The organism is Pseudonocardia sp. GCM10023141, from assembly GCF_042653605.1.
Map to the genome: position 1 here is coordinate 1 of NZ_JBHSIR010000038.1, position 12,173 is coordinate 12,173.

Here is a 12,173-nt window from a genome sequence, read left to right on the forward strand (position 1 = left end):
GGGAGAGTAGGTCGCCGCCGACATCAAATGTGATTAAGGGCCCCTCTGTCTTCGGACGGAGGGGCCCTTCTTGCGTTCAGGGCCCGAGTATCCCCGCCGGATCATGGCGGCGACGCAGCTGCTCGAGGTGCGCCCAGCGGGTGCCGAAATGGTCACGCCAGTCGCCGGGGGAGAACGCGACCGTCTCGATCGGATAGCGAACCCCGCCCCGCGAGCGGGCTCGTTCGAACAGCCGGCGATTGCGGCCGAGCATGTCGGCGGCGAACTGCGGGTCGGTTCCGGTGTGTGGCCCCGAGGTCATCAGCGTGAACAGGTACACCCACTCGCTGCCGTCGGGCGCCGGAAGTCGCAATGACGGTCGCGTCAGCGCGGCGCGCCGGTGGACGTAGAGCAGCACGAACCCGCCGGGTCCGACGTCTCGGGCCACCAGGCCGTCGACGACCTCACCGACGTAGCCGTCGACCTGCGAGTCCGGTAGCCAGACCGTCAGCCACGGCTTCATCCGCTCCGCCCAGCCCAGGCCGTCGCGAAGCCCGTCGACGGCGTCGTCGATGCGGGTGACGTGGTCGAGGTAGTCGTCATCGGTGACGGCGTCCGGTACGCCGCTCAGGCCGCGCAGCAGGTGTCCGTCCTCGGGAGGCGCGCTCGCGTCGTGGAAGGTGAAGGTGCTCAGGTGCGTTGTGCCGGTGGGCTCACCCGGCCGGCACCACTCGCCGTAGGCCTCGGTGATCTCGCAACGGTCGAGCAGTGTCCTGAGGTCGGCGAAGAAGGTGGCGCGGTCGGTATAGGTGCGGCTGTGGCCTCGCACCCGACCTGGTGCCGGGATGAGCGCCACCACCGCGCGCGTGATGACGCCGAGCCTGCCGAGACCGCCGAGCACCGCCTCGAACAGCGCGGGTTCCTGCGTGTCCGAGCACCGGTGCAGCTCGCCGTCTCCCGTGACGACGTCGAGCTCGAGCACATGGTCGATCTGGGCGCCGGCGCGGAATGCCGGCGGGACTCCGCCGACCGACAGCGTGCCTCCGATCGTCAGCGCCAGGTAGCCGGTGGCGGCCGGGATGGCGAGGTTGTGGGGACGGGCGGCGCGCGCCACGTCCAGCCAGGTGGCGCCGCTGCCGACGATCGCGCGGCCGGACTCGATCTCGACGGTATCGAGCGTTCGACAGTCGACCACGAGGCCGCTCGTGAGGCTCTGCCCTCCCGTGGTGTTGCCCAGCCCGCGGGCCACGACCGGGATCCTTCGCCGCCGGCAGAACCGCATCATGGCCTGCACATCAGCGACCGAGCCGGGACACAGCACGGCGGCCGGGGCCCGCACGACCACGTGTCCGGCGTCCTGGGTGTAGTCCGCGAGTGTCGCCGGGTCGCCGCGCACCGATCCGTCCAGCGGCGGGAGGTCGTCGAACGGGAACGTCGTGATCACCTCGCCACGGTAGGGCGTCAGCGCGGCGCGAGCAGGTCGAGCTGCTGCAGCACCCCGGCGACGTCCGGTGCCGCGATGCGCTGGACGACGTGCCGGGCCCCGGCCTTCGCGTAGGCGGCGAGCACCTCGGCGATGTGCTCGGCGGGTCCGGTCACGATCGTCTGCACCGTCTCCACCACCTCCAGGGGCAGCCCGTAGGACGCGCGGCAGAACGCGTCGACCTCGCGACGGCCGGCGGCGACGTCCCGGGCGACGCGCACCGTCACGAACAGCGCCGGCGTGATGGCGTCGACCGGCCGGTCGGCCGTACCGGCTGCGGCGTGCACGGTGGCGAGGCCGGCGGCGTAGTCGGCCGGGTCGGGCGGGTAGGGCAGCCACCCGTCGTAGAGCCTGCCGGCGCGGGCGAGCGCGGCGGGAGCACCGCCTGCCAGCCAGATCGGCGGCCCGCCCGGCCGGGCCGGTGGGGTGCCCAGCGGGACGTCGGCCAGCTGCAGCACGGCCCCGTCGAAGCTCACCGGCCCGTCGGCCGCCCACAGCTGTCGCCAGAGCGCGACCGTGTCGTCGAGACGGGCGAAGCGCCGCGCCCAACCCACCTCCGACGCTGCGTACTCCGGTTCGGACCGTCCCGGGAACCCGGCGCCCACGGCGAGGGTCAGCCGCCCGTCGGTGAGCTGGTCGAGGGAGGCGATGGCCTGGGCCGCGTGCACGGGCCTGCGCAGCGCGGGCAGCAAGGCGGCCGTGCCGAGCGTGACCCGCGACGTCGACGGTGCCACCGCCGCGAGCATCGTCAGCGGTTCGATCCGGGCCCCGATGAGGGTGTCGTTGGCCCACACCGAGTCGTAACCCAGCCGTTCCGCCCGCACCGCCACCTCGACGATGGCGCGGGCCGATCCGCTGTGAGCCGATCCGTTGCGAGCCGATCCGTTGCGGGACAGGGCCGTCGGCAACAGGACGCCGGTCTGCATGTCGTGATCCATGGTGGGAGAGCCTGGGCCGACACCGGTCGCGCGACAATTCCCCGGAGGGAATGGTGCACCCGCCCGCGGGCCCGTAGGAAGGTCACGTGGACTTTCCGGCAGCGCTGCGCGAACGACGTGCGCACAGCAGGATCAGCCAGCTCGATCTCGCCCTGCGCGTCGGTACGACCCAGCGCCACGTCAGCTTCATGGAGACCGGACGCTCCGCACCGGGCCGCGCCATGGTGGTGCGGCTCGCGGAGTCGCTCGGGCTGCCCCTGCGCGACCGCAACGGGCTGCTGCTGGCGGCCGGGTACGCCCCGGCCTATGCGGAGAGCGCGCTGGACGGCCCCGAGCTCGCACCGGTGCGTGACGCGCTGCGCGGCATCCTCGACGGGCACCAGCCCTACCCGGCGGTCGTCGTCGACCACCACGGTGGCGTCGTGGCCGCGAACGCCGCGTTCGGCGTGCTGACCCGGGGTGTGGCGCCCGCGCTGCTGGCGGCGCCGAACGCCTACCGGATCGCGCTGCACCCCGACGGGCTCGCGCCGCGGGTGCAGAACCTCGCACAGTGGGCGCGCCACGTCCTGGAACGGCTCGACCAGGCGCTCGCCCGGCGGCCCGACGATCGGCTCGCCGACCTGCGCGCCGAGCTGGGCTCCTTCGTCCCCGCTCCGGAGATCGGGCCCGATCACCTCGGGTTCGCGGTGCCGTTGCGGCTGGCGTCCCCGCACGGCGAGCTGCGGCTGATCACCACCGTGACGACGTTCGCGACGGCCGTGGACGTCACGCTGGCCGAGCTGAAGCTGGAGGCGTTCCTGCCCGCCGATGCGGCCACCGCCGTGGCGCTGGCCGCTGCTGCCGACAGCGCTGTCAGGTCACCAGAGCGCTGACGTCCGCGCGGAACTGCATCGACCGGTAGGGCCAGTTGGTGGCGGTGTTCCACTGGCTCACCACGAGGTTCAGCTCGGTGAGCGTGGACCCGGGCAGGATGTAGCCGCCGTAGAGCTGGGCCACCCGCCCGCGCGCGTGGTCCTCGTCGGGCCAGTTGCAGCCGTGCAGCACGGTGGCCCGCGGCGCGACGTGCAGGTCTGCGGTGGGGGAGTCCAGCGCGACGACGTCCATGCGGTAGTTGCCGTCGTCGAACGCGCAGAGCAGCAACCGGCCCTCGACGTGACGCAGCGACAGCTCCCCGAACCGACCGGGCAGCACAAGGGTGGGCGGCACGCCCCAGCTCCAGCGGCCGTCGCTCAGTCCCCAGCTCTCCCAGGCCCCGGTGTCGGTGACCTCGCCCTCCGGGACGCGGTGCAGGATCAGCCCGTGGGCGCGCTGGAAGCCCGTGGTGAACGCGTACACGTACCCGTCGCCGCCACGCTCCCAGGTGAGCATCTGGAACAGGCCGTCGTGGTGGTCACCCGGCCAGCGCGTGCCGGTGGGCTCCCACGTCACCCCGTTGTCGGTCGAGCAGTGCAGCTCCGTCCAGTGCACGGTGCCGAGCTCGCGGCACACCATGGCGTGCAGGTAGAGCGCCTCCCCGACGCGCAGGACGTCGGTGGGCAGCTTGGTGGTGACGCGCCTGCCCTCGTAGCGCAGGTTGTGCCGGTACCGGAGGAGCTGGGCCGCGTAGTCGCCTGGCCCGGCCGATCCGGTCCATTCCAGTCCGGTGTGGACGGTGTCGGGGTCGCCGAACAGCGCCACCGGGGAGCGCCAGCCGGGCCCCCCGACCGTCGGGCGGCGGAAGGTGTCGCCGAAGACGGAGACGAGCCGCCCGTCGGGCGCGGTGGTGGTGGCGCCCAGATCGGTGCCGCCGATGCCGAACCGGTCGGTGTGCCCGGGCCCGGTGAGGTCTTTGACCTTGAACCCCGGCTTCATGTGACGGGATCGCGCAGCACCGGGCAGCTCATGCAGCGCGGCCCGCCCCGGCCGCGGCCGAGCTCGCCGCCGGGGATGTCGAGCACCTCGATCCCGTTGCGGCGCAGGAAGGTGTTGGTGGTGACGTTGCGCTCGTAGGTCACGACGACGCCCGGCGCGACGGCGAGGGTGTTGCAGCCGTCGTCCCACTGCTCGCGCTCGGCCGCGTGGACGTCCTGCGCCGCGGTGAGCACCCGGATCGACGGCAGCCCGATCACCGCGGCGATGGCGGCGTGCATGTCGTCGGGCTCGTGGTCGGTGACGTGGAGTTCCTTGTCGTTGTCGCCGGGACGGATCGTGTACGCGGGGAGCACTCCCAGCCCGGCGTACTTCGTGAACGTCTCCGGGTCGACCATGGTCAGCACCGTGTCGAGGTGCATCAGAGCGCGGGTCTCGGGCATCCGCAGCGCGACGATCCGGTCGATGTCCGCGCCCGCGAACAGGCTGCGCGCCAACCGTTCCACGCCCGCGGCGGTGGTGCGCTCGCTGATCCCGACGAGCAGCGCGCCGCCGCCGAGCACCAGCATGTCGCCGCCCTCGGTGGTGGCCGCCCCGTTGGCGGCGCCGTCGGCCCACGTCGAGAACGCGGCGTCGGCGAACGCCGGGTGCCAGCGGTAGACGGCCTCGTAGTGCACGGTCTCGCGCATCCGCGCCTGCTTGCGCATGCTGTTGATCGTGACGCCCCGGCCGATCCAGGCCGACGTGTCGCGCGTGTAGAGGTGGTTCGGCAGCGGCTCGAGCACGAAGTCGTCGGGATCGAGCACGTGGAACGTGACCGAGCGCGGCTCGGGGATGCGGTCGAGCACCTCGCGCTTGGTGATGCCACCGATGAGGTGCTCGGTCAGCGTGGCGTCGTCCATCGCGTCGAAGCAGTTGCGCAGCGCGTCGATGGCCATCGGGCCGTACACGCGCTCGTCGAAGATGCCGTCGAGCACGTACTTCTTGGCCTCGGGAAGGCCGATCGTGGTCTGCAGCAGGTCCCCGAACAGGTGGACCCGCGCGCCGCGGGAGCGCAGCAGCGCGGCGAACGTGTCGTGCTCCTCCTGCGCGCGTTGCACCCAGAGCACGTCGTCGAAGAGCAGGCGGTCCTTGTTGCCGGGGGTGAGCCGCTTCAGCTCCAGGCCAGGGCGGTGCAGGATCACCTGGCGCAGCGGCCCGATCTCGGAATCGACGCGATACATGTGACCATCCTGCACCGGGGCAGGATGGCCGCGTGCAACTCGACCGACTCGACGGCGAACTCATCAGCCTGCTCGTCGCCGACGCCCGCCGCAGCTACGCCGATCTCGGCGGCGAGGTCGGCCTGTCGGCGTCGGCGGTGAAGCGGCGCGTCGACCGGCTGCGGGCGGGCGGCGCGATCACCGGTTTCACGGTGCGGCTCGACCCGGGCGCGCTGGGCTGGGCGGTGGAGGGCTACGTCGAGCTGTACTGCCGGATGAGCACGTCGCCTGCGACGATCCGCGCCGCCATCGAGCGCTTCCCGGAGATCGTCGACGCGAGCACCGTCTCGGGTGAGGCCGACGCGATCCTGCGCATACTGGCCGCCGACATGCACCACTTCGAGCAGGTGCTCGAGCAGATCGGGGCGCAGCCGTTCGTGGCGCGGACCAAGTCGGTGCTGGTGCTCAGCCCGTTGCTGCGACGGCCCGCCGCACCCACCCCGTAGGCGTCCGGGTGACACGCAACGATCAGCTGCCAAACCCCTGATCTGCGCAACACATCCCCGCCGGCGGGCAACAGTTGGCGATTGTCCGGCGTCGGAGCGGTTCCTACCGTTGACATCACCACGGCAACTGCGCCGCGGACATTCGCCCTGAGCTCTGGAGCGTGCCCGTGACCAGCGTTCTGTCCGACCCGAGCCCGCCCGTCGAGCGCCCCCGCCGCTCGGCCACCCGTCGCCGCTACCTCATGTGCCGGCCGGACCACTTCGCCGTCACCTATGCGATCAACCCCTGGATGGACCCCGCCGTCCCGGTCGACGTCGACCTCGCGGTGTCCCAGTGGGACGCACTGCGCCGGACCTACCTGGAGCTCGGCCACCAGGTCGACCTGCTGGAGCCGGTCGCCGGCCTGCCCGACATGGTCTATGCCGCCAACGGGGCCACGGTCGTCGGCGGCACCGTGCTCGGCGCCCGGTTCCGCCACCCCGAGCGCGCCGCGGAGGCCGCCGCCCACCTGGAGTGGTTCCGCGCCAACGACTTCTCCCGCGTGGTCGAGGCGGAGTTCGTCAACGAGGGCGAGGGTGACCTGCTCGTCGTCGGCGACCTCGTGCTGGCCGGTACCGGCTTCCGCACCGATCCCCGCGCGCACGGGGAGGCCGCCGCGGTGCTGGGACGTCCGGTGGTGCCGCTGGAGCTCGTCGACCCGCGCTACTACCACCTCGACACCGCCGTCGCGGTGCTCGACGCCACGACCATCGCCTGGCTGCCCGACGCGTTCACCCCCGCGTCGCAGCAGGCGCTGCGCGAGCGGTTCCCCGACGCGCTGGTCGCCGATCCCGTCGACGCCGCGGTGCTGGGGCTCAACGCCGTGAGCGACGGCCGCCACGTCGTCCTGCCCGCCGCGGCCACCGGGCTGGCCGCCGCGCTCACCGAGCGCGGCTTCACACCGATCCCCGTCGACCTGTCCGAGCTGCTCAAGGGCGGCGGCGGACCCAAGTGCTGCACCCTGGAGGTTCGGGCATGACGATCACCACCGCGCACGGCACGGGAACGGCGTTCCACGAGGGGCTCGTGCATGCCTACTCGGCCAACAACTACCACCCGCTACCGGTGGTCGTGGCGCGGGCCGAGGGCGCGTGGGTCACCGACGTCGAGGGGCGCCGCTTCCTCGACTGCCTCGCCGGGTACTCCGCGCTCAACTTCGGCCACGGCCACCCCGCGCTGGTGGCGGCCGCCCACGAGCAGCTCGACCGCGTGACGCTGACCAGCCGCGCGTTCGGCAACGACCAGCTCGGACCGTTCTGCGCCGAGCTGTCCGCGCTGCTCGGCACGCAGATGGTGCTGCCGATGAACACCGGTGCCGAGGCCGTCGAGTCCGGGCTGAAGGTGGCCCGCAAGTGGGGTTACGAGGTGAAGGGCGTGCCGGTCAACCGCGCCCGGATCGTCGTGGCGGGTGGTGGGTTCCACGGGCGCACCACCACGATCGTCGGCTTCTCCACCGACCCGGACGCACGCGGCGGCTTCGGCCCGTTCACACCGGGCTTCGACATCGTTGCCTACGGCGACACCGCGGCGTTGCGGGCGGCGATCACCCCCGACACCGTCGCTGTGCTGATCGAGCCCGTGCAGGGCGAGGCCGGCGTCGTCGTCCCGCCCGCGGGCTACCTGGCTGCGGTGCGCGAGATCTGCACGGCCGACCACGTGCTGTTCGTCGCCGACGAGGTGCAGTCCGGCCTCGGCCGCACCGGCCACCTGCTCGCGTCACGCGGTGCTGGCGTAGAGGCCGACGTCTACCTGCTCGGCAAGGCGCTCGGCGGCGGGATCATGCCGCTGTCGGCCGTGATCGCGAGCCGCGACGTGCTGGGCGTCCTGCAACCCGGCCAGCACGGCAGCACGTTCGGCGGCAACCCGCTCGCCTGCGCCGTCGGCCGGGCCGTGGTCCGGCTGATGTCCGACGACGGCCCCGGCGGCATGCTCGCCATGGCCCGCGCCCGCGGTGCGGTACTGGCCGAACGGCTGGGTGCGCTGGTGGGCCACGGCGTGGACGCGGTGCGTTGCGTCGGGCTCTGGGCGGGTGTCGACATCGACCCGCGGCTGGGGTCGGGCCGCGACGTCAGCGAGGCGCTGGCCGAGCGCGGGGTGCTCGTCAAGGACACCCACGGCTCGACGATCCGCTTCTCCCCGCCGCTCGTGATCACCCACGCCGAGATCGCGATGGCCGTCGACGCCCTGCGCCAGGTGCTGGCGGAGCTGCGCTGAGCCCGATGCTCATCGGTTCCGGGTGTCAGCCGAACGTCACGTCCAGGTGCGGCACCGTGGCGCTCTCGGCGGAGCCGAACCGCTTCCAGGCCAGCGTGTCGGTCTCGTCGGAGGCCCGCAGCGCGACGGTGCCGGTGGGGGCGCCGGTGTCCGACCAGCTCCGCACCAGGTCCGTGACGTCGACGGTGGTCCACCCCGCCGCGCAGGCCGGTTCGTGGCCACGGGTGTCGGTGCTGCTCGCCCACAGCTTCTGCAGCGCGGGCTGGTTGGTCCAGCGCGTCGCGGGCCCGGCCCCTGCCGCGGACCAGACCTCCCACGACCGCGCCTGGCACGACGAGGACCAGGTCTGGAACAGCGACAGCGTGGCCCGCGTGACCGGTCGCTTCGCGAGCCCGGACGCGTCGAACGTGAGGAAGCTGCGGGCGACGTCCTTGCCGTCGTAGGTGCCGACGCGCAGGTCGGGCTGGCCGGACGTGTCGCTGTACTGCACCGTCTCCTGCACGGTGGTGTCGAACGGCGCCGGTGTCGGCCCGGCGGGGGGTGCGGCGGCGACGACGTAGTCGACCGCCGACTCGCCGACGGCGGTGGGCATCCCCTCGGCGGTGGCGCCATCGACCTTCCCCCGCAGTGCCAGCGGCGGTACCGGAGCTGCCGGCGGCGCACCGGCGCGGCGCAGCGACGCCATGAACCCGGCACTCGTCGCCTCCACCACGAGGTCGTACCCGGGCGCGGCCTGCGCGTAGGTGGCGCGCGGCCCGTCGAGCGTCGGAGCGGGCAAGACGGTGGGCCAGTCCAGCGCGGTGCCCCCGCCGGTGGCGAAGCGCACCTGCGGGCCTGCGGGTGTCAGCAGCAGGTCCTGGGGCGACGCGAGCGGTCGCACCGTGCCGTCCCCGGCGGCGGTGAGGGTCAGGTTCACCGGCACCCACGCCGTGCCGCGGTGCAGCTGGACGGGGCCGGTGTAGAGGGTGAGGCCGGGCTTCCCGTCGGGAGCGACGACGGCCGTGGACGACTCGGTGAGTGGGCTTGCGGCGGAGGCTTCCGGCTGGGCTGCGTCCGCAGCAGGGGTGAGGGCGGGTGCCACGGTCAGCAGGGCTGCCGCGACCGCCGCGGCGACCATCGTTCGAGTCATGATCACTAGAGATAGAGGCAGTAGCACGCCGCTGACAAGGTCGCAGGGCGAGCCCACCACATCGGTGGCTCCCACTCACCTGATCGGGACGACCGCTGTCCGATGATCACCGCAAGTGGTCGAACGGTCACTCGTGCGTACGGGTTCACCGGGCTCCGCGGAACGGCCGCTCGCCGACATCCTCGTCCATGAGGAGCTCGGGCTTGAGTGATCCAAAAACTACGGTGAGTAACAACTCGGCTGCGGTCTCCGGAGGGTCGTCCGGGAAGTTCACGGCGCGCTGCATGAGGATGTTGACGGTCATGGCGCTGAGCTCGTCGGCGCCCGGATAGGTGCGCAGCTCCCCGGTCTGCTGGCCGCACTCGATGATCATGCGTAGCGAGTCGGGGATCGGGGCCAGCACGCGGGGGTCGATGTCGTCGTCGGGGTCGGCCGGACCGGCCACCCTGATCGTGTACTCCTGCACGGCTGCCCAGAACGCCGCCGTCAGCTTGCGGTTGCGGAAGGTGGTCCGGGACAGGGCCCTGAGCTGGTCGATCAGGGCGTCCACCATGGATCGGCCGGCGGCGATGTCGCGTTCTGCCTGCACGACGAGCGGGCGCACGAGCGGCCCGTAGACGGTGCCCAGCAGCGCGTGCTTGGTCGGGAAGTGGTTGTACGCCGTGGCGGGGCTGACCCCGGCCGTCGCGGCGATGTCCTCCATCCGCGTGCGCGCCCAGCCGCGCGACCCGAACGTCGAGTCGGCGGCGTCGAGCAGCGCCCGCCGGGTGCGGTCCCGCTTCGTCTGGGCCGCACGGGCTCGGGGATCTGCCGGTGGAGTGGCTTCGGAGGGAGACATCAAGCGCAGAGTAACCAATACAGCGCCGAACTGCTCTTGACTCCAACTTGGGTGTCACCCAAGATGACTACTTGAACGTCGAACGAGGTCCGATCACCTCAGGGCACGGGGGCGACCGGAACGCACGGCACGGCAATGCACGGAGGGGATCACCGCACGCGTCGACCTGCAGTCGGGGGACGAGCAGGTTGAACGGGTCTTGGCACTGGCGCGCGCCGTCCATCCTCTCAACACCATCGCAGTACGTACATCCCGCTCTGGCATGAATCGGGATGTGCGGTTCAGCGTGGCACCGGCGTCAGTTCGTCGGTGCAGGGGAGGGGAACCCGAGAATGTCCGTCAACGGCACCGACCGCACGGTCGCCATCAACTCCAAGCGGTTCCGATGAGCGCGCTCGCGCTCGCCGACATCCGCCCCGACGAGGTCATCACGACCGGGCTGACCGTCGAGCTGCCCGGTCCGCACGAGATCGTCACCGCTCCGGCCGCCGCGCCGGACGAGGTCGAGGACGTCACGTCCGAGGTCCTCGACGTCCCACCGGTGCTGGAGCGGCTCGTCGCCGCCGCGGTCGCCGGTGACGAACGCGCCAGGGCCGATCTGCTGGCCGAGATCCAACCGCTCGTCCTGCGCTACTGCCGCGGCCGCCTCGGCAGGCAGGAGACCGTCATCGGCTCGGCCGACGACGTCGCGCAGGAGGTCTGCCTCGCGGTCGTCAGCGCGCTGCCGAACTACACGATCAAGGGACTGTCGTTCCGCGCCTTCGTGTACGGCATCGCGGCACACAAGGTCACCGACGCGTTCCGCGCGATCGGTCGCAACAAGTGCGAGCCGATGGCCGACCTGCCCGACTCCCCGGTGCTGCACGACGGCCCCGAGGCGCGGCTGCTGGCAGGCGAGCTGCTCGAGCGCCTCGGTGGGCTCCTGCAGAACCTCACCCCGCGCCAGCGCGAGGTGCTCGTGCTGCGCATCGCGGTCGGACTCTCCGCCGAGGAGACGGCGCACGCCGTCGGTTCGACGCCGGGTGCGGTCCGCGTCACGCAGCACCGGGCGTTGAACCGGTTGCGCGGGGTGCTCGAGCCCGACGACCAGTGCGACGACGGTGTCGCCGAAACCGCCACGAACCTGGTCTAACCCGACGATCGCTCGGTACCGCCGGGGAGTAGCCTGATCGGCGATCATCTCCCGTCTGTGGCGGTACCGAGGAGGGCTTCGTGTCGGCTGGGCAGATCGCTGCGTTGATCGCGGCGGGGGCCTTCGTGGTCCTCGTGGTGCTGCTGGCCGTTCCGCTGCTGAAGCTCGGCCGCACGCTCGACGAGGCCACGATCGCCATCCGCAAGGCGCACGAGGGCAGCGCTCCGCTGCTCGACAACGCCCAGATGACGCTCACGTCGGTCAACACCCAGCTCGAGCGGGTCGACGGCATCACGTCCAACGCGCGCACGGTGAGCAGCAACGTCTCGGTGCTGACGTCGCTGTTCACCGCCACGCTGGGTGGGCCGCTGGTCCGCGCCGCCGCGTTCTCCTACGGCCTCAACAAGGCCATCAAGGCCCGCCGCGCCGGTAAGGACGCCGGGCAGCACTCCAAGCGCACCCGCAAGCAGCGCCGAGGCAAGAAGTGAAGCGCTTCTTCTGGCTCGGTGTCGGGCTCGCCGTGGGCGTCTACGCCTCGCGGCGCGCCGCCGACGCCGCCCACGCGGTCAGCCCGTCCGGGATCGGCGCCAACATCGCCGACGGCCTGCGCGAGCTCGGGGCCGGTCTGGGCGCCTTCGGGGCCGAGGTGCGCGCCGGCATGGACGCCCGCCAGCGCGAGCTCACCGATCTCGTCGAGCGCCGCACCGGCGCCGCACTGCCCAGCTTCAGCGACGCACTGGCCGAGGAGCCGGCCCCGCGTTCCGACGCGCGAGCGCGCCGGGCAGGGGCCAGGGGAGTTTCCTAGCTCTTCCCCGCTCCTGCCGTTGCCGCCTCCATCCGCACCCCGCATCGAAGGCAGTCCGC

General features: G+C 72.2%; 13 protein-coding genes. 7 read left to right on the forward strand and 6 right to left on the reverse strand.

The features are described 5' to 3' along the window. Positions 1 to 76: 76 nt before the first annotated feature. Entirely contained in the window at positions 77 to 1,423 is a 1,347-nt protein-coding gene (locus ACFPFQ_RS23275) for an FAD-binding protein (protein WP_379622244.1), read from the reverse strand. Between the two features lie 17 nt (positions 1,424 to 1,440). Next, a complete protein-coding gene (locus tag ACFPFQ_RS23280; RefSeq protein ID WP_379622246.1) occupies positions 1,441 to 2,388 on the reverse strand; it encodes an LLM class flavin-dependent oxidoreductase in 948 nt (315 codons plus the stop codon). A gap of 98 nt (positions 2,389 to 2,486) precedes the next feature. On the opposite strand from ACFPFQ_RS23280, the gene ACFPFQ_RS23285 reads away from it, so the two are divergent. Next, complete coding sequence (locus tag ACFPFQ_RS23285; protein WP_379622248.1) at positions 2,487 to 3,272, forward strand: helix-turn-helix domain-containing protein; 786 nt, start codon at positions 2,487 to 2,489, stop codon at positions 3,270 to 3,272. On the opposite strand, the gene ACFPFQ_RS23290 is transcribed toward ACFPFQ_RS23285, so the two are convergent. Next, positions 3,253 to 4,251: a DUF4185 domain-containing protein gene (locus ACFPFQ_RS23290; RefSeq protein WP_379622250.1), complete on the reverse strand. Its 999-nt coding sequence runs from the start codon at positions 4,249 to 4,251 to the stop codon at positions 3,253 to 3,255. The two genes, ACFPFQ_RS23285 and ACFPFQ_RS23290, sit on opposite strands and share 20 nt — an antisense overlap. Then, positions 4,248 to 5,471: an arginine deiminase gene (locus ACFPFQ_RS23295; RefSeq protein ID WP_379622252.1), complete on the reverse strand. Its 1,224-nt coding sequence runs from the start codon at positions 5,469 to 5,471 to the stop codon at positions 4,248 to 4,250. Before ACFPFQ_RS23295 ends, ACFPFQ_RS23290 begins: the two co-directional genes overlap by 4 nt. A 32-nt stretch (positions 5,472 to 5,503) precedes the next feature. On the opposite strand from ACFPFQ_RS23295, the gene ACFPFQ_RS23300 reads away from it, so the two are divergent. From ACFPFQ_RS23300 to rocD, 3 genes are all read left to right on the forward strand, one after another. Beyond that, a complete protein-coding gene (locus ACFPFQ_RS23300; RefSeq protein WP_379622254.1) occupies positions 5,504 to 5,956 on the forward strand; it encodes an Lrp/AsnC family transcriptional regulator in 453 nt (150 codons plus the stop codon). 167 nt (positions 5,957 to 6,123) lie between these two features. After that, entirely contained in the window at positions 6,124 to 6,975 is an 852-nt protein-coding gene (ddaH, locus tag ACFPFQ_RS23305; RefSeq protein ID WP_379622255.1) for a dimethylargininase, read from the forward strand. Continuing rightward, a complete protein-coding gene (rocD, locus tag ACFPFQ_RS23310) occupies positions 6,972 to 8,210 on the forward strand; it encodes an ornithine--oxo-acid transaminase (RefSeq protein ID WP_379622257.1) in 1,239 nt (412 codons plus the stop codon). The genes ddaH and rocD overlap by 4 nt, the downstream gene beginning before the upstream one ends. Positions 8,211 to 8,235: 25 nt before the next feature. On the opposite strand, the gene ACFPFQ_RS23315 is transcribed toward rocD, so the two are convergent. Then, positions 8,236 to 9,339, reverse strand: a complete 1,104-nt coding sequence (locus ACFPFQ_RS23315; RefSeq protein ID WP_379622259.1) for a DNRLRE domain-containing protein — start codon at positions 9,337 to 9,339, stop codon at positions 8,236 to 8,238. 145 nt (positions 9,340 to 9,484) lie between these two features. Beyond that, entirely contained in the window at positions 9,485 to 10,177 is a 693-nt protein-coding gene (locus ACFPFQ_RS23320; RefSeq protein ID WP_379622261.1) for a TetR/AcrR family transcriptional regulator, read from the reverse strand. A 385-nt stretch (positions 10,178 to 10,562) separates the two neighbouring features. Here ACFPFQ_RS23320 and shbA point away from each other — a divergent pair, with 385 nt between their 5' ends. The 3 genes from shbA (at position 10,563) to ACFPFQ_RS23335 (ending at position 12,114) form a co-directional block, all read left to right on the forward strand. Continuing rightward, positions 10,563 to 11,309, forward strand: coding sequence for an RNA polymerase sigma factor ShbA (gene shbA, locus ACFPFQ_RS23325; protein WP_379622263.1), 747 nt, complete (start codon positions 10,563 to 10,565; stop codon positions 11,307 to 11,309). Positions 11,310 to 11,389: 80 nt separating this feature from the next. Beyond that, positions 11,390 to 11,797 (forward strand): DUF948 domain-containing protein, encoded by a 408-nt coding sequence (locus ACFPFQ_RS23330; protein WP_379622265.1) that lies wholly within the window; start codon positions 11,390 to 11,392, stop codon positions 11,795 to 11,797. Beyond that, positions 11,794 to 12,114 carry a hypothetical protein gene (locus ACFPFQ_RS23335; protein ID WP_379622267.1) on the forward strand — a complete coding sequence of 107 codons (321 nt, stop codon included), beginning with the start codon at positions 11,794 to 11,796 and terminating at the stop codon, positions 12,112 to 12,114. The genes ACFPFQ_RS23330 and ACFPFQ_RS23335 overlap by 4 nt, the downstream gene beginning before the upstream one ends. Positions 12,115 to 12,173 lie beyond the last annotated feature (59 nt).